Origin of the sequence: Polaromonas sp., from assembly GCF_029945895.1 — a bacterium.
GTDB lineage: Bacteria > Pseudomonadota > Gammaproteobacteria > Burkholderiales > Burkholderiaceae_C > Polaromonas.
Map to the genome: position 1 here is coordinate 70,604 of NZ_JAQSDL010000097.1, position 20,139 is coordinate 90,742.

Annotated in this window: 18 protein-coding genes; 5 read left to right on the top strand and 13 right to left on the bottom strand. The window is 65.3% G+C overall.

From position 1 onward, the window contains the following. Nucleotides 1-20 precede the first annotated feature (20 nt). From PSV33_RS14580 to PSV33_RS14640, 13 genes are all read right to left on the bottom strand, one after another. Nucleotides 21-887 carry an alpha/beta fold hydrolase gene (locus tag PSV33_RS14580; RefSeq protein WP_096666911.1) on the bottom strand — a complete coding sequence of 289 codons (867 nt, stop codon included), beginning with the start codon at nucleotides 885-887 and terminating at the stop codon, nucleotides 21-23. Next, complete coding sequence (locus PSV33_RS14585; protein WP_096666913.1) at nucleotides 884-1,585, bottom strand: transglutaminase family protein; 702 nt, start codon at nucleotides 1,583-1,585, stop codon at nucleotides 884-886. The genes PSV33_RS14580 and PSV33_RS14585 overlap by 4 nt, the downstream gene beginning before the upstream one ends. 1 nt (nucleotide 1,586) lies before the next feature. After that, nucleotides 1,587-2,468 (bottom strand): SDR family oxidoreductase, encoded by an 882-nt coding sequence (locus PSV33_RS14590; RefSeq protein WP_096666915.1) that lies wholly within the window; start codon nucleotides 2,466-2,468, stop codon nucleotides 1,587-1,589. 24 nt (nucleotides 2,469-2,492) lie between these two features. Beyond that, nucleotides 2,493-2,927, bottom strand: a complete 435-nt coding sequence (locus tag PSV33_RS14595; RefSeq protein ID WP_096666917.1) for a PaaI family thioesterase — start codon at nucleotides 2,925-2,927, stop codon at nucleotides 2,493-2,495. Continuing rightward, entirely contained in the window at nucleotides 2,924-3,400 is a 477-nt protein-coding gene (locus PSV33_RS14600; protein ID WP_096666919.1) for a PaaI family thioesterase, read from the bottom strand. The genes PSV33_RS14595 and PSV33_RS14600 overlap by 4 nt, the downstream gene beginning before the upstream one ends. Then, on the bottom strand, nucleotides 3,397-4,461 hold the full coding sequence (locus PSV33_RS14605; protein ID WP_096666921.1) for an MBL fold metallo-hydrolase: 1,065 nt from the start codon (nucleotides 4,459-4,461) through the stop codon (nucleotides 3,397-3,399). Before PSV33_RS14605 ends, PSV33_RS14600 begins: the two co-directional genes overlap by 4 nt. A 2-nt stretch (nucleotides 4,462-4,463) precedes the next feature. Then, nucleotides 4,464-5,609, bottom strand: coding sequence for an acyl-CoA dehydrogenase family protein (locus PSV33_RS14610; protein ID WP_096666923.1), 1,146 nt, complete (start codon nucleotides 5,607-5,609; stop codon nucleotides 4,464-4,466). A gap of 89 nt (nucleotides 5,610-5,698) precedes the next feature. Next, the gene (locus tag PSV33_RS14615) at nucleotides 5,699-6,496 is read right to left on the bottom strand and encodes a crotonase/enoyl-CoA hydratase family protein (protein ID WP_096666925.1); all 798 of its coding nucleotides are present in this window, start codon (nucleotides 6,494-6,496) and stop codon (nucleotides 5,699-5,701) included. An 86-nt stretch (nucleotides 6,497-6,582) separates the two neighbouring features. Further along, nucleotides 6,583-7,560, bottom strand: coding sequence for a hydroxymethylglutaryl-CoA lyase (locus tag PSV33_RS14620; RefSeq protein ID WP_096666927.1), 978 nt, complete (start codon nucleotides 7,558-7,560; stop codon nucleotides 6,583-6,585). A gap of 18 nt (nucleotides 7,561-7,578) precedes the next feature. Beyond that, the gene (locus tag PSV33_RS14625; protein ID WP_096666929.1) at nucleotides 7,579-9,576 is read right to left on the bottom strand and encodes a biotin carboxylase N-terminal domain-containing protein; all 1,998 of its coding nucleotides are present in this window, start codon (nucleotides 9,574-9,576) and stop codon (nucleotides 7,579-7,581) included. Between the two features lie 66 nt (nucleotides 9,577-9,642). Then, entirely contained in the window at nucleotides 9,643-11,250 is a 1,608-nt protein-coding gene (locus PSV33_RS14630; RefSeq protein WP_096666931.1) for a carboxyl transferase domain-containing protein, read from the bottom strand. Between the two features lie 31 nt (nucleotides 11,251-11,281). Beyond that, nucleotides 11,282-12,073 (bottom strand): enoyl-CoA hydratase/isomerase family protein, encoded by a 792-nt coding sequence (locus PSV33_RS14635; protein ID WP_096666933.1) that lies wholly within the window; start codon nucleotides 12,071-12,073, stop codon nucleotides 11,282-11,284. After that, complete coding sequence (locus PSV33_RS14640; RefSeq protein ID WP_096667026.1) at nucleotides 12,070-13,236, bottom strand: acyl-CoA dehydrogenase family protein; 1,167 nt, start codon at nucleotides 13,234-13,236, stop codon at nucleotides 12,070-12,072. The genes PSV33_RS14635 and PSV33_RS14640 overlap by 4 nt, the downstream gene beginning before the upstream one ends. 159 nt (nucleotides 13,237-13,395) lie before the next feature. On the opposite strand from PSV33_RS14640, the gene PSV33_RS14645 reads away from it, so the two are divergent. The 5 genes from PSV33_RS14645 (at nucleotide 13,396) to PSV33_RS14665 (ending at nucleotide 20,047) form a co-directional block, all read left to right on the top strand. Further along, the gene (locus PSV33_RS14645) at nucleotides 13,396-15,444 is read left to right on the top strand and encodes an NADPH-dependent 2,4-dienoyl-CoA reductase (RefSeq protein ID WP_096666935.1); all 2,049 of its coding nucleotides are present in this window, start codon (nucleotides 13,396-13,398) and stop codon (nucleotides 15,442-15,444) included. Between the two features lie 18 nt (nucleotides 15,445-15,462). Further along, nucleotides 15,463-16,629 carry an acyl-CoA dehydrogenase family protein gene (locus PSV33_RS14650; protein ID WP_096666937.1) on the top strand — a complete coding sequence of 389 codons (1,167 nt, stop codon included), beginning with the start codon at nucleotides 15,463-15,465 and terminating at the stop codon, nucleotides 16,627-16,629. A 93-nt stretch (nucleotides 16,630-16,722) separates the two neighbouring features. Further along, nucleotides 16,723-17,901 carry an acyl-CoA dehydrogenase family protein gene (locus tag PSV33_RS14655; protein ID WP_096666939.1) on the top strand — a complete coding sequence of 393 codons (1,179 nt, stop codon included), beginning with the start codon at nucleotides 16,723-16,725 and terminating at the stop codon, nucleotides 17,899-17,901. Further along, nucleotides 17,898-19,070, top strand: coding sequence for an acyl-CoA dehydrogenase family protein (locus PSV33_RS14660; protein ID WP_096666941.1), 1,173 nt, complete (start codon nucleotides 17,898-17,900; stop codon nucleotides 19,068-19,070). The genes PSV33_RS14655 and PSV33_RS14660 overlap by 4 nt, the downstream gene beginning before the upstream one ends. Before the next feature lie 56 nt (nucleotides 19,071-19,126). Beyond that, nucleotides 19,127-20,047 carry an SDR family oxidoreductase gene (locus PSV33_RS14665; RefSeq protein WP_096666943.1) on the top strand — a complete coding sequence of 307 codons (921 nt, stop codon included), beginning with the start codon at nucleotides 19,127-19,129 and terminating at the stop codon, nucleotides 20,045-20,047. Nucleotides 20,048-20,139: the final 92 nt, after the last annotated feature.

Consider the following 20,139-nt stretch of genomic DNA (forward strand, 5'->3'; position numbering starts at 1 on the left):
TTCATGCTCCTCGTTCAGGTTCAGGTCCCGCTCGCCGGGGCCTTCGCCGGCGGCATCACTTCGTGCAGAAAGTTCGCCACGCTGGCGACAAAGGCATCGTTGGCATCACCGGCAATCATGTGGCCGGCGCCCTTCAGATCGACAAATCGCGCGCGCGGCAAGGTTTGCACCAGGGCGCGCGCATCTTCTTCGCTGATCACGTCGCTGCGCTGGCCGCGCAGCAGCAAGGTGGGCGCCTGCAGACCGCGCAAGGCGCGCTCGTAACCGTCGGCGTCGCGCCGGTGGTTGTGGTTGGCCTCGCTCATAATGAGCGGATCCCAGTGCCAGTTCCAGCGGCCCTGCGCATTGAGGCGCAGGTTTTTCTTCAGGCCCTCGATGGGACCCTCCATCGGCCGGCCACGGTAGGCGGCGATGTGCTGTGCGGCCTCTTCGAGCGACGCAAAGCCATCGGGCCGCGCCCGCATGAAGCGCACGATGCGCTCGACACCGGCTTCTTCCATGCGCGGCGCGATGTCCACCAGCACCAGCGCGTTGATCGGCGGCGCATGTGGGCGCCCGATGGCGGCCATGCTGGTCAAGCCCCCCATGGAGGCGCCGACCACCGCCAGCGGCGTTCCCAGCTCGCGCCAGATGCGGCACATGGTGTCGGCCAGCGTCTCGATGCGGTAGTCGCCATCCGTGGCCCAGGCGCTATCGCCATGCCCCGGCAGGTCCAGCGCAACGGTGTACCAGCCGGCATCGCCCAGCACTTGCCCGGCCTTGCCCCAGGCATGGCGGGTTTGTCCGCCACCGTGCAGCAGCAGCACCGTCGGTGCGCCGACCGGGCCGTAGACATCGGCCACCAGGGAGCCGCCAGCAAAGCCGGAAAATTCCCGGCGCGCCATCATGATGGCTTACCCACCTCTTGCGCGAAGTCGGCACCATTGCCTGCAACCTGACCCCAGTCGGCGAAGCTCTTGTAGTGCTCGCGCCATGTGGCCAGCAGTTCCTCGCGCGGCAAGTCGGCGTAGGTGCCGTGGTCGTGCACGTATTCCATGTGCCGGCGGCCACTGACATCGAATTCATGGAAGACAGAATCGGCGCTGCCGTCGAACTCCAACGGCCGGATACCGGCCTTCTCGCACAAGGAACGGTTGAAGGCGGGCGTAGCCTTGAGCCATTGACCGTCAACCCACAGCTCGGTATAGCCGTGAAAGACGAACAAGTCGGTGCCCATCATGTCGTACAGCCGCTTGCTGGTCAGGTGGTTACGAACGTCGGCATAGCCCAGCCGTGCCGGCACGCCCAGGGCGCGGGCCGCCGCCGCCAGCAGCGCCGCCTTGGGCACGCAAAAGCCACGCCCAGCCTCAATCACGTGGCTGCCCTTCAAGCCCTCGACCGTGGTGTCAAAGTAGTAGGGGTCGTAGAGAAACTCGTCGCGCACGGCGTAATAGAGCTTGACCGCGATCTCGCGCGGCGTCATCGCGAGGTCGGCCACCCGGCGCGCGAACGCGATCACCGCCGGGTGATCGCTGTCCACATAGCGCCCAGGCGCAAGATAGCCCGACGGATCGTTCGAATTTGTGGTTTGCATGGTCACGTCCATATCATTGATCCTTGACGCTCAGGCACTTTGGCGGTTCGGCCAACGCAAAGCCGTTGAAGGGTTTGGACCGATCATGGGCCTGCAATTTCCAGGTCGGACGGGCATTGGGCACACCACCATCGACCCGAATGCAAGAACCAGTAATGAAAGCCGCCGCCTCGCACAGCAAAAATACAATCGCTGCCGAAATCTCGGCCTCGGTGCCATAGCGTTGCAGCGGCACCTTGGTTTTCAGGCTGCGCAGTTCGGCCTGCATCTCGGGGCTGTAGGTGTCAAAGCCGCTGCTGGCAATCCAGCCCGGCGCCACGGCATTGACCCGCACGCCGGCGCAGGCCCATTCGCAGGCCGCCGTCTCGGTGAACGACAGCATGCCGGCGCGCGCCGCGCCGCTGTGCGCCATGGTCGGCATGCCGCCCCAGATGTCGGCGATGATGTTGACGATGGCGCCGCCGTTCGATGCCATGGACTGGTTGAAGGCTTCGCGCGCCACCAGGAAGCCGCCGGTGAGGTTGCTGCGCACCACCGCATCCCAGCCCTTCAGGCTGATGTCCTTGACCGGCTGCGGGTACTGGCCGCCGGCATTGTTGACCAGGCCATCGATCTTGCCGTGGCGGGCGATCACGTCGGCGATCATGGCCTTGACGCCCGGCTCGTCCCGGATGTCACAGGCATGAATGCTGGCCTGGCCGCCAGCCTGCGTGATTTCAGTTTGCACCGCTTCCAGTTTTTCGACGCGGCGCCCAACCAGCGCCACGCTGGCGCCCAGGTTGGCCAGCTCGTGCGCGGTGCAGCGGCCGATGCCACTGCCACCACCGGTGACGATAACGGTTTGACCTGCAAACAGGCCAGGACGGAACACGGAACGGTAGGTTGGTTGAGACATGATGGATGTTTCCTTTCTGTGCCCTCAGGCTCGCAGCATGAAATTGCCGTGGCCAAGAGCGATGGGCTTATCGGGGCTGGATTGCCATGCCTGGATGCGCAGGTTCGCCACCCGCTGACCCTGCTTGACCATAACGACGTTGGCATAGGTGTCCTGCGGCCGGCCCGAGCGCAGGTAATCAATGTTGAAATCGATGGTCTTGGGCAAGTCCTGGCTGTCCATGTGCCACAGCAGGTAGAACAGTCCGGCGCACTCCAGAAACCCACCGGTGGCACCGCCATGCAGAGCCGGCAGGATGGGGTTGCCTATCAGTTTTTCCTGGAATGGCAAGACGCAGGTGAACTCCTCGCCCTTGACATCAATGCGCAAGTCCAGAAAACGTGCAAAGGGCACAGCCTGGATCACTTCGCTCCAGTCACCCTGCGCGCGCGCATGGTTAATTTGTTCGGTCCAGTTCATCGTGGCACCTCCTCGTTGCGCAATACCGGTCGCCCGGAAGTAAACATGTAAATGCCGACTGCGGTGGCTATTGGGTCGTCCGACGTGTCGTGGTAGGCAGCGCCGCGAACGAACGCCAGTTCTGCAGTCAGCTTGTAGCAAACGGCCCCCCCCAGAATCGCACGCCCGGGCGTGGCAGGCTTGAGGTAGTCGATGCGCAGGTCCAGCGTGGCCATCGGCCGCATCTCCGGCAGCTTGACGAAAATCGCGAATCCGAATGCGGCGTCGAGCAGCGCAGTGATCACTCCGCCATGCAAAACCCTGGTCTGCGGATCGCCCACCAGCGCTTCCTGGTACTCGACCTTGAGCACGCACCAGTCGGTGCACACCGCGTGCGGCAACACGCCCAGTTCGCGGTTGTACGGCGACACATGGGCGAACTTCTGCCATCGCTTGGCGATTTCTTCTTCGTTGATGGTGTGTGTTTCTGTCATCTCGATACATCTCCAGACAAGGTGAGGGTGGGCTCTTCGCCGGCCGCCGTCACCGGATACCAGCGGGTCGTCACGGCTGGCGTTTCTTCACGGAGCACATGGCCGGAGCGCTCCAGCCACAGCAGGTGCGCCAGGGTTTCGCCCATGGCCAGGTAAGCATGCAAGGGGTCGCTCTGCGCGCCATAAACGGCGTAGCCGAGTTCGGTGGCATTCATGCCCCCCGCGCCCAGACGCGCCGTGAACTTGCGCAGCGCCCGCTGGTGGTGCGCCACCAGTCCATGCGCGCGCTCGACCCCGGCGTGGTAGACACGGTGGTGGGCCGGCAATACGTATTCGATGTCCAGCGCGGCAATGGTGCGCAGGCTGTCCAGGTAACGTGGCAGCGGATCGATTTCGCCATAGGGCCAGACACCAATGTTGGGTGTGATGCGCTCGAGCAACTGGTCGCCCGTGAGCAGCAACTTCAGCCTGGGCTCGTACAAGCAAATTTGTGCAATGCTGTGGCCGCCAAGCACCAGCACGTCGAAAACATGATCGCCGATGTGCAGCGTCTGGCCGGCTTCGAGCGGTTCGACGCGCGTCGGCACGGCACAGGCCATGTTGCTTTGCAACACCCCGCCCACCACCTGCTGCGCGTCCTCCGGCGCCGCCCCATGGCGACGCATGAAGTCGATACAGTACGCGCGGTCGCCGGCGCTGACCACGTGCGTCTGCCGCGCCACCGCCACCTCTTCCTCGCGCATCAGGATCGGCGCCCCGGTGCGCTCGTGCAGCCACACCGCCAGCCCGAGGTGGTCGGGGTGGTGGTGCGAGACGAGGATGCGCGTCAAGCCAGCTGCCAGCGGACCTGCCAATGCGCGCAGCCACAAGGCCCGCGCCGCCTCGCAATCGGCACCAGTGTCGAACAGACACCAGCCCTCGCTTTCTCGAATCAGGTAAATGTTGACGTGGTCGATGCCGTAGTCCACCGGCAGCGTGAACATCAGAATGCCGGGCAGGACCTCCTTCAGAGGCAGCCCGACCAACCCGTCAATGGCTGAAGTAGCCGGGGAGGTGCCCATGTTCACAACCGTTTCGCCACTTCTTCGAGCATCACCTCGGTGGCACCACCGCCGATGGCCTGGACGCGGGCGTCGCGCACCATGCGCTCGATCGCGGCCTCGCGCATGTAGCCGAAGCCGCCGTGGAACTGCTGGCAGTCATAGACCACGTCGTTGACCAGCTCGCCGCACAGCGCCTTGACCATTGACACCTCCTTGACGCATTCGCGCCCCTGCGCGTCGAGCCAGGCGGCGTGGTAAACGAGCTGGCGGCCGGCCTCGACCTGCGCCGCGCGCATTGCCAGGCGCTGGCGGATGGCCTGCTTGTCCCACAGCGTGGCGCCGAAGGCCTTGCGCTCGCGCACATAGGCCAGCGTCAGCTCGATCGCGCGCGCGGCCTCGCCCATCATCTGCGCACCCAGCACCATGCGTTCGTTCTGGAAGTTGCGCATGATCTGGTAAAAGCCCTTGTTCTCGCCGCCCAGCAGGTTGGCCGCCGGGATGCGACAGTTCTCGAACACCAGCTCGGCGGTGTCGCTGCACAGCCAGCCGCTCTTGTTGAGCGCGCGCCCGACACGAAAACCCGGCGTGCCCTTATCGACGATGAAGATCGAAATGCCGCGCGAGCCCTTGGCCGTCGGGTCGGTCTTGGCGGCGACGAAATACACATCGCCATGCACGCCGTTGGTGATGAACATCTTGCTGCCGTTGAGCACCCAGTGGTCACCGTCGCGCACCGCGCGGGTGCGGATGCCGGCCACGTCGGAGCCTGCATCGGGCTCGGTGACCGCCACGGCGCAAATCTTCTCGCCGCGGATGATGGTGGGCAGGTAGCGCTCGAGCTGTTCTGGCGTGCCAAAGTTGGCCAGGTGCGGCGAGGCCATGTCGGTATGCACCATCACCGTCACGGCAAAGCCGCCGTAGGTGGAGCGGCCGAGTTCTTCGGCCAGGATCGCGCTGTACACCGTGTCGAGCTTGGAGCCGCCGTGTTGCTCGGCGTAGCGCACGCCGAGGTAGCCGAGCTCACCCATTTTGCGCAGCACCGCGCGCGGCACCATGCCTTCCTCTTCCCATGGCGCTGCCTGTGGCACCACCTCCTGCTCGACAAAGCGGCGCAGGTTGTCCCGGAACTGTCGGTGCTGCTCGTCAAAATAAATCGGTTCGTTCATTACAGGTCCTTGGAGTCCATCACCACCATCAGATTGCCGGCGCGCGCTGCATTGTCAGGGTCTGCAGAACTGAGGCATTGCCGCTTGCCTCACGGCTGCCGCCAGGAGGGCGGCCTCTTGGCGAAGAAGGCGGCGATACCTTCGCGCCCTTCTTCGGTTTCCCAAGCATCGGCCAGCTTGTCGGCGGCATAGATCATGTTGGTGGCCAGATCGTGCGAGTTTGCATAGGCGACCAGTTTCTTGGTCGCGGCCACCGCACCAGGCGCGCACTGCAACAGGTCGGCCAGTTCACGCTCGACCGCTGCATCCAGCTGGTCGGCCGCTACCACTTCGGACACCAGGCCCAGACGCTTCGCCTCAAGCGCATCCATGCGCCGCCCGGTAAGGAAAGTGCGCCGCGCGTTCGCCTCGCCCATGCGCGCGACCACATAGGGTGCGATGTTGGCCGGCAACAAGCCCAGCCGCACCTCGGTCAGCGAGTAAACGCCGCTGTCCACCGCGATGGCGATGTCGCAGACCGAAATCATGCCGACACCGCCGCCATAGGCGGGGCCGTTAACGCGTCCGATCAGCGGCATCGGCAGGTCGTTGAGTGCGCGCAGCATAAGAGCTAGATCGGCGCTCTCGGCCACGCGTTCGGCGCGCGTCTTTAACATGTTCTGCTGCATCCAGCCGAGGTCGCCGCCGGCGCAGAAAGTCTTCCCGACGCCGGTGAGCACCACCGCGCGCACAGCAGCGGCGCGGCCAAGCCAGGCAGCAGCCTGGGACAGGTCCGAAATCAACTGCGCATTCAAGGCATTGTGGGTGTCTGGCCGGTTGAGCGTGAGGCAGGCCACGCCGCGGGCGTCGACGGCAAACTGCAAGGTCTGGAAGGAAGGCGTGTTCATGGTTGGGTTCTCACAGGCGATAAACAGGGCTTGCGGCAGAGCCAGCGCCGATCGGCGGCACCCGGGTTGAGACGGCGCGCAGTCATTCAGGGCAAGGCGATCTGCGCTGCAGGGCTGCGCAAGCCGGTCAGCGAGCCGCTGTGCATCACATGGCCGACCAGGGTTCGTCCGATGATGCGCTCGGCCAGACGGGCAGCCTCGATTAGGGCATCGAGATCGATACCGGTCTCGATCCCGAGTTCATGACACATGAACACCATGTCCTCAGTACAAATGTTGCCGGCGGCGCCGCCCTGCTTGTGCCCGGCAAAGGGACAGCCGCCCAAGCCGGCGACCGAGCTATCGAACAGTCGCACCCCCATTTGCAGCGCGGCATAGACGTTGGCACCACCGACACCGCGCGTGTCGTGCAGATGCAATCCAATGCTGGTATCCGGAACGATCTCGCGCACCGCGCCGATGCGGCGCTTGATGTCTTCGGGGTTGGCCCAACCCATGGTGTCGGCCAGGTACACCGCTGGCAACGGCACACCCCGATCGGCGCAGGCATCAACCAGCCAGCGGACCTGATCGGTCACGGCTGACAGCGGAACGTCGCCACCGAGATTGCAGCCAAAAGCCGTGATCACGTAGGCTTTCTCCACCGGAATGCCCAAGGCGATGTAGCGGTCCAGCCAGCCGAGCTGGCGTTCGCGCATCTCGGCCACGCTGCAATTGTTGTTGCGCTGCGAAAACGGCTCGGTGGTGTAGAACATCAGCTTGCCGTCCAGGTCCACCTGTTCGCAGGCGCGCGCCCGCTCGAAGCCGTTGTCGTTGAGCCAGAGCGCCGTGTAGCGGGTGCCGGGACGCTTGACGATGGCGGCAAACAACTCGGACGTGTCGGCCATCTGCGGCACCGCACGCGGACTGACGAAGGACGCCACCTGGATCTGCTTCAGGCCCGAGGCCGCCAACGCGTCAATCAGCGCGGCGCGATCTGCCAGCGGATAGGTTTGCTGCTCCATCTGGAAGCCCTCGCGCGGGCCCTCCTCATGGAACTCGACGGATGCCGGTAAATCACTCATGGTAAAACTCCTCGGAAATCAGGCAGCGGTGACTTCGGCCAGCACCTGGTGGCGCTCGACCATGTCGCCGACCCGGCAGCGCAGGCTGCTCACGCTGCCTTCAAACGGCGCCGTGACGTGCAGTTCCATCTTCATCGATTCAAGCACGATCACGGTCTGGCCGACGGAGACCGTCTCGCCGACCGCCGCCTTGACCGCGACCACCTTGCCCATCATCGGCGCGCCCAGTTGCCCGCTGGCCGCCGCGTCACCGGCGGCGCCGCCCAGATAGGGTTGCGCCGTTAACACGCTGCTGCCCAGCGCACTGGCGAGCTCGACCTGCCGCGCATCGCCCCGGATCGTCAGCTCCAGCGCCCGCCCGTCGCAATGCAACAGGGAGCGCCCGGCCGCCAGCGGCTGCAGCGAGGTGTTCACTTCCTGCTCGCCAATGACCAGGGTGCAGGCACCATGAACATCACGGGCCGAAAAGCGCACCGGCCACTCGGTCGCACCGACCTTTAGCACCAGGGTCGGCTGGGGCGCGGCCTGAATTGGCCCACTGCTCAGGCGCCAGCCGGTAAAGTTGTCCCACAGGGTCCAGCAGCCCAGCGCGGGCGACTCGGCGCGCCGCTGCGCCAGCCAGTGCAGCGCCGCCGCCGCCAGGTGCTCCAGTGGAGGCGCCGCGGGGGCCAGCACGCCGCGCTGCGCATGGCGCTCGTCAATCAGGCGGGTGTGGAAAGTGGCATCGCGGGTTTCCGGCCATTCCAGCAGTTCCTGCAGGAACTCCAGGTTGGTGACCAGGCCGATCACCGTGCTCTCGCGCAATCCGGCCACCAGCGCCCGGCGCGCCGAGTCGCGATCGCTCGCGTGCGCGATGAGCTTGGCGATCATCGAATCATAGTGCGGCGAGATTTCGTCGCCGCTGTCCACGCCGGACTCGATGCGCACGCCCGCGCGCGAAAAATCGACCACCTGCAGCCGCCCGGTGGCCGGCAAAAAGCCCGCGGCGGCGTCTTCGGCGCACAGCCGGGCTTCGAAAGCGTGGCCGGTGCACTTCACGTCAGCCTGCGCCAGTGGCAAGCGGCCGGTGTCGGCAATGCGCAGTTGCAGCTCGACCAGATCAAGGCCGGTCACTTCTTCGGTCACCGGGTGCTCGACCTGCAGGCGCGGATTGACCTCCAGGAAGTAGTGCTCCTCGCCCGTGACCACGAACTCCACCGTGCCCAGGCCGCGGTAGTTCACGCCGGCGGCCAGCTTCACCGCATCGGCCAGAAGGGCGGCGCGCAGTTGGGGGCTCAGGCCGCTCGACGGCGCCTCTTCGATCACTTTTTGGTGGCGCCGCTGCAAGGTGCATTCGCGCTCGAACAGGTGAATGGCATGGCCCTGGCCGTCACCGGCCACCTGCACTTCCAGGTGGCGCACCTGCGGCAGGTAGCGCTCGACGATCAATTCGCCGTTGCCGAAAGATTTTTCCGCCTCCCGCATGGCACTCTCGATGCGTCCTTCCAGCCCGTCCAGCGTGTCGATCACCGCCATGCCGCGGCCGCCGCCGCCGGCCACGGCCTTGAGCAGCACCGGCAGCGTCATGCCGCGCACCAGATTCAACACCTCGGCCGGGTCGGTCATGCCGCTTTCGCTGCCGGGGATGACCGGCACGCCCAGGCGGGCCGCCTCGCGCTTGGCGCTGGCTTTGCCACCGACACGTTCGATGGTCTCGGCCCGGGGGCCGATGAAAGTGAGTCCGGCGGCTTCGAGCGCGCGCACGAAGTCCGCGTTCTCCGAAACGAAGCCATAGCCCGGGTGCACGGCGTCGGCGCCGACGCGCCGGGCCGCCGCGATGATGGCCTCGATGTTCAGATAACTTTCGCTCGGCGCGGCGCCCCCGAGTTCGACCGATTCACCGATTTCGCGCACATGGCGGGCTAGACGGTCGGCACTGGAATGCACGGTGGCCACTTCCAGGCCGAGCTTGCGGCAGGTGCGGGCAATGCGGCAGGCGATCTCGCCGCGGTTGGCAATGAGGACTTTTTTAATCATGTCCGACTCCCGCGGCGAATTGGATCATCAAGACGGTAAGGATGCGTTGCATGGCTGGCGTCCTGGTTAGAAACGGAAGACACCGAACGGCGTCGGTTTGGCGGCAGTACGGGATGCGAGGTCGAGCAGCAGCCCCATGGCGTCGCGTGTTTCCACCGGATCGATGATGCCGTCCACCCACAAATTCGAGGAGAAGTTTTTCGCCGGCTGGAAGTCTTCGTAAATCTTGCGCACCGGGGCCTTGAACGCCTCTTCTTCCTCGGGCGTCCACTCTTTTCCCTCGGTCTTGTTGATCTGTTTGCGCACCAGCGCCATCACAGTGGCGGCCTGATCCGGACCCATGATGGCCGCGCGGCCGGTCGGCCAGGCAAACATCGCGGTCGGATTGAACGGGCGGCCGCACATCGCCAGGTAGCCGGCGCCGTAAGAGGCGCCCATGATGATGGTGTACTTGGGCACGTTGGCCGACGCCATGGCCGTGATCATCTTGGCGCCGGCCTTGGCGATGCCGGCCTGCTCGGCGGCGCGCCCGACCATGAAACCGGTCACATCGGCCATGAACAGCAGCGGGATGTCGCGCTGGCAGCACAAATCAATGAAGTGCGCCGCCTTCATCGCGCTGTCCGGGAACAGCACGCCCTGGTTGGCCAGGATGCCGACCTCGTGGCCATGGATGCGCGCAAAGCCGGTCAGCAGGGTGTCGCCGTACATCGGCTTGAATTCCTGAAACCGGCTGTCGTCGACAAAACGCGCCAGAATCTCGCGCGTGTCGGTCGGAATCTTGGTGTCGCGGCTGATGATGCCGTAAATCTCGCGCGGATCGAAGCGCGGCGGCAGCGACGGCTGGCGCGTCCAGCGTGGCTTGGGCTGCTCGCCCAGGTCCCGTACGATTTCACGCGTGATGGCCAGCGCGTGGCGGTCATCTTCGGCGATGTGGTCGGTGACGCCGCTGACACTGCAGTGCATCTTGGCGCCGCCCAGCGACTCGGCATCCACCGTCTCGCCGGTGGCGGCAAAGGTCAGCTCGGGACCGCCGAGGTACATATAGCCCTGCTCCTTAACAATCACCGCCTCGTCGCACAGCGCCGGGATGTAGGCGCCACCCGCCGTGCAGGGGCCCATCACCACGGCAATCTGCTGGATGCCTTCGGCCGACATGCGAACCTGGTTGTTGAAAATGCTGCCGAACTGCCCCACATCGGGAAAGATGTTGGCCATTTCCGGCAGGAAGGCGCCACCACTGTCCACCAGCGTGATGCAGGGCAAGCGGTGTGCCCAGGCAATCTGCTGCGCCCGCACATGCTTCTTGCAGGTCATGCCGTAGTAGGTGCCGCCCTTCACGGTGGCGTCGTTGGCGATGATCATGCACGCTCGACCCTGCACCAGGCCGATGCCGGTGATGATGCTGGCGCCCGGCGGCACGCCGTCGTACATGCCTTCGCCGGCCAGCATGCCGACCTCCAGGAAAGGCGAACCCGGATCGAGCAGCACTTCGACGCGATGCCGCGGCAGGATCTTGTTGCGCGCCAGGTGTTTTTCCCGCGCTTTCAGGGGGCCACCGGCCAGCGCCTGTTGGCGACGACTCTGCAGGTTCGCGATCACGGCCTCGTAGGCTTGGCGGTTGAGCCGAAACTCGTCGTCAGAAGTCGACACACGTGAAGAAAGAATGGTCATAGTCGCTCTTGCGTCGGTTCGTAAAAAAGTATCAGGGCTTGAACACGGGGGTGCGGCGGGCTTCGAACGCCGCCAGGCCCTCGCTGACGTCGTCGTCCATCAGGGCGGCACTGGCCAGGTCTTCTTCCAGCTGGAGGCCGACCTCCAATGAGCCCTCCATGCCCTGGCGCGCCAGGCGCTTCATGGTCGCCATGCCGATGCGGCTGCGCGTGGCGATCTTGGTGCAGTACGCCAGCGCCTCTTCGTGCAGCTTGTCGGGCTCGACCACGTAATTGACCAAGCCCCACTGTTCGGCAGTGGCGGCATCGATCCAGCGCGCCGAGAAAAACATGTCCAAGCCGCGGCGCAGGCCAACGATGCGCGCAAAGCGCTGGCTGCCGCCCCAGCCGGGAATCAGGCCGAACTGGGCATGCTGGTCGCCAAAGCGCGCGTCCCTGGCCGCAAAGATGATGTCGCAGGCCAGCATCAGTTCACTGCCACCGGCCAGGGTCAGGCCCTGGCAGGCCGCCACCACCGGCAGATCGCTGCGCTCCAGGCGCTTGAGCACGCTGTGGCCATAGCTGATGAACTGCTTGAGTTTGGCCGGGTCAGCGCGCAGCAACTTCACCTCGTCGAGGTCGGCGCCGGTGCAGAAATGCTTGCCTTGCGAGCGGATCAAGATGGCGCGCACACCGGAGCCGGGTTTCTCGAATTCGTCAACCGCCGCCTCGATGCCCGCATGAACGGACATCGACAGACAATTGAATTTCTCGGGGCGTGCCAACTCGATGATGCCGACCGCACCGGAACAAGTGACGACGACAGGAGGGGGAACCTGACTCATTTCTTGCTCTCCTTGGCATACTGCACGGCGGCGCGGCCCACGCGCTCGCGGGCAACGATCAGCTTCATGATTTGCGCCGTGCCGTCGCCGATTTCCAGGCCCATCACATCGCGCAGGCGCTGCTGGTGCGGCAGGTCCATCGACCAGCCGTAGTGACCAAACGTGAGCAGGCACTGGTGGATCGTGTCAAACGCCGTTTTGGGGCCCATCCACTTGACCATGGCGGCTTCCGCGGTGTGCGGCTGGCCGGCGTCGCGCAAGGCCAGACCGTGGTAACAAAGCTGGCGGCAGGCGGCGATCAGGGTCTCGAATTCGACAATCGGAAAACTCACGCCCTGGTACTGCGCCAGCGGTGCACCAAAGGTGTGACGCTCCTTCACGTACTCCCAGGTCTCGTCGATCGACGCCTGCGCGGCGGCCACGCATTGGAGCGCGATCAGGATGCGGCTGAAGTCAAAGCCCTGCATCACCTGCGTGAAGCCCTTGCCCTCCGCGCCCAGCCGGTTCTCGACCGGCACCCGCACGTCGTCGAAAAACACCGAGCCACGGCCGATGATCTTGCTGCCGACGTCGTTGAAGCGCGTGCGCTGCACGCCTTTCTGGTTCAGGTCCACCAGGAACGCGCTGATGCCGCGCGCGCCCTCCTCGGGCTTGCCGGTGCGCGCGAACAACACAATGGCATCGGCCTGATCGGCAAAGGTGATAGAGGTCTTCTCGCCGGAAAGCACGTACTCGTCGCCAACGCGACGCGCCTTGAGTTGCAGATTGGCGGCATCCGAGCCGCCCCGCGGTTCGGTCAAACCCAGAGCGACGATGGCCTCGCCCGCCACGATCCGGCTGTTCCAGGTGCGCGCCAGCTCGGGGGACGCATTGGCATGAATGATGGCACCCATCAGCGAACTGAGCAACTGCATGTAGCTGACGTTGAAGTCGCCATAGGCAATTTCCTCGGTGATGATGCCGGCCGTGACACCACTCAAGCCCAAGCCGCCATATTCCTCGGGCAGATCAACGCCGATCAGACCGAGTGAACCCATTTCCTTGAACAGCGCACGGTCGATGCCCGGTTGCGATTCGCGCTTCTGGTAATCGGGCCTGAGCCTCTCTCTCGCAAAGCGGCGCGCCACGTCACGCAGCGCAATCTGGTCGTCATCGAACATCATGGGTAATACCTCCTTGCTGACTGTTGTCGAAATCGCCGCCTGCATCACACCGTCAATCCGGACGAAGAATTTGAGGTGCTCGCCAATTGCATGGCTGGTCGACGCCGTATGATATATCATCGAACAGGTGTTAGTTAGATTTTCAAGGAAACTTTCTCGATGTCCACCGAAGCTACTGTTTTCTTTCCGACGCTACTCTCCACCCTGAAGGTCGGCGCGCACACCCTTGGCAACCGGACGCTGATGGGCTCGATGCACACACGTCTGGAGTCGCTGGACCGCTCCATCGACCGGCTGTCCCTGTTCTATGCCGAGCGGGCACGCGGTGGTGCGGGCCTGATCGTCACCGGCGGCTATGCCCCCTGCCAGGATGGCCTGCTGGATGAAACCGGCCCCCTGCTTGTCACGACGGAGCAGGCCGATGCGCTCAAACCGATTCCGCAGGCGGTGCATGCCGAGGGCGGCAAGATCATTCTGCAAATCCTGCATACAGGCCGCTACGCAAAAGTCGCCAGGCCCGTCGGAGCCTCCGAAATTCCCTCTCCCATCAACCCGCGCGCGCCGCGCGCCCTGAGCACGGCCGAAGTCTGGCAAACGATTGAGGACTATGTGCGCTGCGCCGAACTCGCGCAACGCGCCGGCTTCGATGGCGTCGAGATCATGGGCTCGGAGGGCTACCTGCTCAACCAGTTCACCGTCACGCGCACCAACAAGCGCGGCGACGAATTTGGCGGCAGCATGGAAAACCGCCATCGCCTGCCGGTGGAGATCGTTCGTCGCACGCGTGCCCGGGTGGGTCCAGAGTTTCTGCTGATGTTCCGGGTCTCGGCGCTTGATCTGGTCGAGGGCGGCGCCCCGGCTGACGAAATCGCCCATCTCGCCCAGGCGGTGCAGGCTGCTGGCGCCGATATTATTAACACCGGCATCGGCTGGCACGAAGCCCGCATCCCGACCATTGCCTACGTTGTACCGCGTGCCGCCTGGCGCTTCGCCGCGGCCCGCATCAAAAAAGCGGTGACGATTCCCGTCATCGTCTCCAACCGCATCAACACCCCGGAAGTGGCCGAAGACATTCTGGCCAGCGGCGACGCCGACATGGTGTCGATGGCCCGCCCCTTCCTGGCCGACGCCGACTTCGTGCGCAAGGCGGCCGAGGGTCGCGCCGACGAGATCAACACCTGCATCGCCTGCAACCAGGCCTGTCTCGACTACATCTTCTCCGAGCGCCCGGCCACCTGCCTGGTCAACCCGCGCGCCGGGCGTGAGCTGGAGTTTTCACTATTGCCGCCACGGGCCGTGCCGCGCACGGTGGCGGTGATCGGCGCCGGCGCGGCCGGGTTGGCCTGCGCGCTGACCGCCGCCGAGCGCGGCCACGCGGTCACCCTGTTCGAAGCCGGTCCCGAGATCGGCGGCCAGTTGAACCTGGCCCGGGCCGTGCCGGGCAAGCAGGAGTTCAATGAACTGCTGCGCTACTTCAAGCAAGGCGTGGCGCGGCATGGCGTGACGCTCAAGCTCAATACCCGGGCGGATGCCCCCGCTCTCGTCAACGGCCACTACGACCGCATCGTGGTGGCCACCGGCGTGCGCCCGCGCACGCCGCAGATCCCGGGCATAGCTCACCCGAAAGTGGTGAGCTATGCCGACCTGCTGTCGGGCCGGGCACAGGCCGGCCGCAAGGTGGCCGTGATCGGCGCCGGCGGCATCGGCTTCGACGTGGCAACGTTCCTGCTGCACGAAACGCCGCCCGATGGCCCCCGGCCGCAGACGGTCGCGCAGTTTCAGTCCGAATGGGGTGTCGACACCTCGCCCACAGCCGCAGGCGGCCTCAAACCGATGCAGTCCGTCAGCTCGCCACGCGAAGTCACCCTGTTGCAGCGCAAGCCGGAAAAACCCGGGCGCAGCCTGGGCATGACCACCGGCTGGGCGATCAAGGCCGAGCTGGCGCGGCGCGGCCTGCGCACGCTCTCGGGCTGCAGCTATGAACGCATCGACGACGCCGGATTGCATCTGAGCGTCAACGGCGTGCCACAGACGCTGGAGGTGGACACCATCGTCCTGTGCGCCGGTCAGGACAGCGAGAACGCATTGCTTGCCGAACTGCGCGCGCTCGGCCTCACGCCCGATCTGATCGGCGGGGCCGAGCTGGCCACCGAACTCGATGCCTTGCGCGCCATTGACCAGGGCACGCGCCTCGGTCTGGCCCTCTGAACCCACTCGAGCATCCCCATGGATTTCACACCCAACCCAGAGCACGAATCCATCCGCGAGGCCATCGGTAAAATCTGCGCCCGCTTCGACGACGGCTACTGGCTCGAACGCGACAGGGTTGGCGGCTTTCCGCACGAGCTGCACCGCGCCCTGGCCGATGGCGGCTGGCTCGGCATTTGCCTGCCGCAGGAATATGGCGGCGGCGGGCTGGGCATCAGTGAAGCCACCGTGATGATGCAGGCCATCTCGCAGTCGGGCGCCGGGCTGTCGGGCGCATCGGCGGTGCACATGAACATTTTCGGCCTGCAGCCGGTGGCCGTGTTCGGCAACGAGGCGCAGAAACGCCGCATGCTGCCGCCGCTGATCCAGGGCAAGGAAAAAGCCTGCTTCGCCGTCACCGAGCCCAACACCGGGCTGAACACGACCCGTCTGAAAACCCGAGCCGAACGGGCAGGCGACCACTATGTGCTGTCCGGCCAGAAGGTCTGGATCTCGACCGCCCAGGTGGCCGAGAAGATGCTCATTCTGGCGCGCACCACGCCGATCGAGGACTGCAAGAAACCGACCTTCGGCCTGAGCCTGTTCTACACCGACCTGGACCGCCGTTTTGTCGAGGTGCGTGAAATCGACAAGATGGGGCGCAAGGCGGTGGATTCGAACCAGGTCTTCATCGACGGGCTGCGGGTGCCGCTGGAAGACCGCATTGGTGAAGAGGGGCGCGGCTTCGAATACATCCTGCATGGCATGAACCCCGAACGGGTGCTGATCGCCGGCGAAGCGGTCGGCCTGGGCCGCAAGGCGCTGGAAGTGGCCGTCAAGTACGCCGGTGAACGCGTGGTCTTTGACCGGCCCATCGGGCAGAACCAGTCGATCCAGCATCCGCTGGCGCAATCATGGATGGAGCTTGAGGCCGCCGAGATGATGGCGATGCGCGCGGCCTGGAAATACGACAATGGCCTGCCCTGCGGCGCCGATGCCAATGCCGCCAAGTACATGGCGGCCGAGGCCGGTTTCAACGCCTGCCAGCGCGCCATGGCCACGCTCGGCGGTTATGGCTACGCGAAGGAGTACCACGTCGAACGCTACCTGCGCGAAATGATGATCCCGCGCGTTGCGCCGATCAGCCCGCAACTCATCCTGTGCTTCATCGCCGAGAAGGTGCTGGGCCTGCCCAAATCCTATTGACATTCACGAGCCCACGACCGATTTTCTTTCTGCCAAGGCCAGCAATGCCCTCGTCAATACCCTCTTTTAACCCATGACACCACCCACCCCATCATGACCACCACTCCCGACAGCGAACACGCTGAACAACTGAATGAACAACTGAACATGCTGCGCGAGAGCGCGCTGAGTTTCGCCACCAAGGAATCTCCACTGACTCGCGCCCGCGCCCTGCGCCGGCAGACGCCGGGCTTCGAACGCCGCTTCTGGGGCGCCCTGGCCGAGCAAGGCTGGACCGGGCTGCTGGTACCCGAAGCCATGGGCGGCTACGAGCAAGGCTTCGCCGAAATGGCCGAGGTGGTCGCCGCGCTCGCCACGCAGGTCGCGCCCGAGCCGGTGGTACCGGTGCTGGTCTTCGCGGGCCGCCTGCTGGCCCATGCGGGCAGCACCGAAACCGCCACCCGCCTGCTCACCGAAATGGCCGAAGGCCGCACCCTGCCCGCCGTGGCCTGGCAGGAAGACGTCACCGGCGCCAAAGACCGGCCAGGCCAGGCGACCACCCGGCTGGAGCGCCAGGCCGACGCCCTGCTGTTAAATGGCAACAAGCGCCATGTGCGCCCCGGCGCCGGCGCCGACGGCTATATCGTCAGCGCCACCGGTCCCCAAGGCCTGGCCCTGGTGTGGGTGCCTGCCGATGCGGCCGGCCTCGCCGTGAGCAGCCAGCCGCTGGCCGACGGCAGCTATGCCGCCCAGCTCGACCTCAACAAGGTTCGCCTGCCCGCCAACCACCTGCTGGCCGAAGGGCCCACGGCCGTGGCCGCCCTAACCCGTGCCTACGACGAAACCCTGATCATGACCAGCGTCGAACTGCTGGCCCTGGTGCGCAGCATGCTGGCCATGACGCAGGACTACCTGCGCACGCGCATCCAGTTCGGCAAGCCGATTGGCACTTTCCAGTCGCTGCAGCACCGCGCCGTCGACCTGCTGATCCAGCAGGAACTGACCGCCAGCATCGTGACCCAGGCCCTGGCCCTGCTCGACGCCCCGGACGGCGACGCCAGCGCGCGCTCGGCCCTGGCCAGCCGCGTCAAGTCGCGCGCATCGGACGCCGGCTTGCAGGTGGCGCGCGAAGCCGTGCAACTGCACGGCGCCATCGGCGTGACCGACGAGTACGACCTGGGCCTGTACCTGCAGCGCGCCCTGGTGCTGGCTGCCTGGCTGGGCAACGGCACCCAGCAACGCCGCCGCTACGCCAGCCTCACCCGCAACACCACCGCGCAGGAACACGCATGAACACCATCTCATCCACCACCAGCACCGACTGGAATGCGCTGGACAACGACAGCTTCCGCGCCACCGTGCGCGAATTTTTCGAAACCCGGTATCCGGGCGAACTGCGTTACCCCAAACGGCGGCTGCGCTGGTCCGAAATCGGGCACTGGTACCTGACGCTCTCGAAAAAAGGCTGGGTTGCGCCGAGCTGGCCCACGCAATACGGCGGCATGGGCCTGAGTCCCGAGAAGCTCATCATCTTCATTGAAGAGCAGGAGCGCTGGGGCGTGGCGCGCGCGCCCGACATGGGCATCACCATGGTCGGCCCGCTGCTGATCAACCACGGTGACGAGGCGCAGCGCAGCTCTTATCTGCCCAAGATCATCGCTGGCGAGCACATCTGGTGCCAGGGTTACTCGGAACCCAATTCGGGCTCCGACCTGGCCAGCCTGCGCACCGAAGCCGTGGCCGATGGCGACGACTTCATCGTCAACGGGCAAAAGACCTGGACCACGCTGGCGCAGGACGCCACCCACATCTTCCTGCTGGTGCGTACCGACAAATCAGCCAAGAAGCAGGAGGGCATCAGCTTCCTGCTGGCCGACATGAAAACGCCAGGCATCACGGTGCGCCCCATCCGCAACATCGCGGGCGCCGAAGATTTCTGCGAGGTTTTCCTGGAGAACGTGCGCGTGCCGCGCAGCAGCATCGTGGGTGAGTTGAACAAGGGCTGGACCATCGCCAAGGCGCTGCTCGGCTTCGAGCGCATCTTCCTGGGCAGCCCCAAGCAAAGCCAGTACGCGCTGGCGCGGGTGCAGGAAGCCGCGCAGCGCCTCGGCCTGTTCGAGGACACCGGCTTCGTGGACCGATACATCAAACTGGCACTGGACGTGGCCGACCTGGGCGCGCTCTACGGCCGCTTCATCGAGCAGGTCAAGCGCGGCGAAACCCTGGGCCCCGATGTCTCCATGCTCAAGCTCTTCGCCACCGAAACCTATTCGCGCCTGGCCGACCTGCTGGTGGATGTCATGGGCTCGAGCGGCGGCACGCCCGGCTCCATTGACCTACCGGGTGGCGCGGTCGATGCCCTCACCACCTTCTACAACGCGCGCCCGGCCACCATCTACGGCGGCAGCAACGAAGTGCAGCGCAACATCCTGGCCGCCAGCGTGCTGAAGCTGCCGTCATGAGCGCCGCACGGCCGCCACCGTCTGACTTATCTACATCAACAACCAGGAGTCATTTCATGAACAAAGGCATCATGCTGCAAGACAAGGTGGCCGTGGTCACCGGCGCGGGCCGGGGCATCGGCCGCGACATCGCATTGATGATGGCGGCGCAGGGCGCCAAGGTGGTGGTCAACGACATCGGCGCCTCGGTCGGCGGCGAAGGCAGCGACGCCAGCCCCGGCCAGCAAGTGGTCAACGAGATCAAGGCTGCTGGCGGCCAGGCCGTGCTCAGCACCGACAGCGTCTCGACCTGGCCCACGGCCAACCGCATCATCGAGTGCGCGGCCGACACCTTCGGGCGCATCGACATTGTGGTCAACAACGCCGGTATCCTGCGCGACCGCCTGTTCTTCAACATGTCACCCGAGGAGTGGAGCGCCGTGATCGACGTGCACCTCAACGGCAGCTTCTTCACCTCGCGCGCGGCCGCCCCGCACTTCAAGACGCAAAAATCGGGCGCCTACGTGCACATGACCTCGACCTCGGGCCTGATCGGCAACCTGGGCCAGGCCAACTATGCCGCCGCCAAGCTGGGCATCGTGGCCATGTCGCGCCACATCGCCGGCGACATGCAGCGCTACAACGTGCGCTCCAACTGCATCTCGCCTTTTGCCTGGAGCCGCATGATAGGCGCCATCCCCACCGACACGCCCGAGCAGCAGGCCCGCGTGGAAAAACTGAAAAAACTCGGCACCGAGCAGATTGCGCCCATGGCCACCTTTCTGGCCAGCGATGCCGCGGCCGACGTCACGGCCCAGATCTTCGCCGTGCGCGGCAACGAGATCTTCCTCATGAGCCAGTCGCGCCCGATCCGCGGCATGCACACCAGCGAAGGCTGGACACCCGAGACCATCGCCGAGCGCGTGCTGCCCGCGATGAAGCAGAACTTCTATCCACTGGAGAGCTCGAACATCGTGTTCTCCTGGGACCCGGTCTGAGATGCGCGCCCCGACGTTTGCGGCTTTGCCGCTGCACTGCCCCCCGGGGGGGACTTGCCCTTCTTGGGGCGACCCGGCGAAGTGCGGCGCCT

Excerpts from the sequence above, each read along its gene's own strand:
- PSV33_RS14585 (WP_096666913.1), bottom strand. The coding sequence starts at position 1,585 with ATGGACGTGACCATGCAAACCACAAATTCGAACGATCCGTCGGGCTAT.
- PSV33_RS14650 (WP_096666937.1), top strand. The coding sequence starts at position 15,463 with ATGGATTTCACACCCAACCCAGAGCACGAATCCATCCGCGAGGCCATC.
- PSV33_RS14595 (WP_096666917.1), bottom strand. The coding sequence starts at position 2,927 with ATGAACTGGACCGAACAAATTAACCATGCGCGCGCGCAGGGTGACTGG.
- PSV33_RS14665 (WP_096666943.1), top strand. The coding sequence starts at position 19,127 with ATGAACAAAGGCATCATGCTGCAAGACAAGGTGGCCGTGGTCACCGGC.
- PSV33_RS14590 (WP_096666915.1), bottom strand. The coding sequence starts at position 2,468 with ATGTCTCAACCAACCTACCGTTCCGTGTTCCGTCCTGGCCTGTTTGCA.
- PSV33_RS14600 (WP_096666919.1), bottom strand. The coding sequence starts at position 3,400 with ATGACAGAAACACACACCATCAACGAAGAAGAAATCGCCAAGCGATGG.
- PSV33_RS14605 (WP_096666921.1), bottom strand. The coding sequence starts at position 4,461 with ATGGGCACCTCCCCGGCTACTTCAGCCATTGACGGGTTGGTCGGGCTG.
- PSV33_RS14620 (WP_096666927.1), bottom strand. The coding sequence starts at position 7,560 with ATGAGTGATTTACCGGCATCCGTCGAGTTCCATGAGGAGGGCCCGCGC.
- PSV33_RS14635 (WP_096666933.1), bottom strand. The coding sequence starts at position 12,073 with ATGAGTCAGGTTCCCCCTCCTGTCGTCGTCACTTGTTCCGGTGCGGTC.
- PSV33_RS14615 (WP_096666925.1), bottom strand. The coding sequence starts at position 6,496 with ATGAACACGCCTTCCTTCCAGACCTTGCAGTTTGCCGTCGACGCCCGC.
- PSV33_RS14645 (WP_096666935.1), top strand. The coding sequence starts at position 13,396 with ATGTCCACCGAAGCTACTGTTTTCTTTCCGACGCTACTCTCCACCCTG.
- PSV33_RS14655 (WP_096666939.1), top strand. The coding sequence starts at position 16,723 with ATGACCACCACTCCCGACAGCGAACACGCTGAACAACTGAATGAACAA.
- PSV33_RS14625 (WP_096666929.1), bottom strand. The coding sequence starts at position 9,576 with ATGATTAAAAAAGTCCTCATTGCCAACCGCGGCGAGATCGCCTGCCGC.
- PSV33_RS14630 (WP_096666931.1), bottom strand. The coding sequence starts at position 11,250 with ATGACCATTCTTTCTTCACGTGTGTCGACTTCTGACGACGAGTTTCGG.
- PSV33_RS14610 (WP_096666923.1), bottom strand. The coding sequence starts at position 5,609 with ATGAACGAACCGATTTATTTTGACGAGCAGCACCGACAGTTCCGGGAC.
- PSV33_RS14580 (WP_096666911.1), bottom strand. The coding sequence starts at position 887 with ATGATGGCGCGCCGGGAATTTTCCGGCTTTGCTGGCGGCTCCCTGGTG.
- PSV33_RS14660 (WP_096666941.1), top strand. The coding sequence starts at position 17,898 with ATGAACACCATCTCATCCACCACCAGCACCGACTGGAATGCGCTGGAC.
- PSV33_RS14640 (WP_096667026.1), bottom strand. The coding sequence starts at position 13,236 with ATGATGTTCGATGACGACCAGATTGCGCTGCGTGACGTGGCGCGCCGC.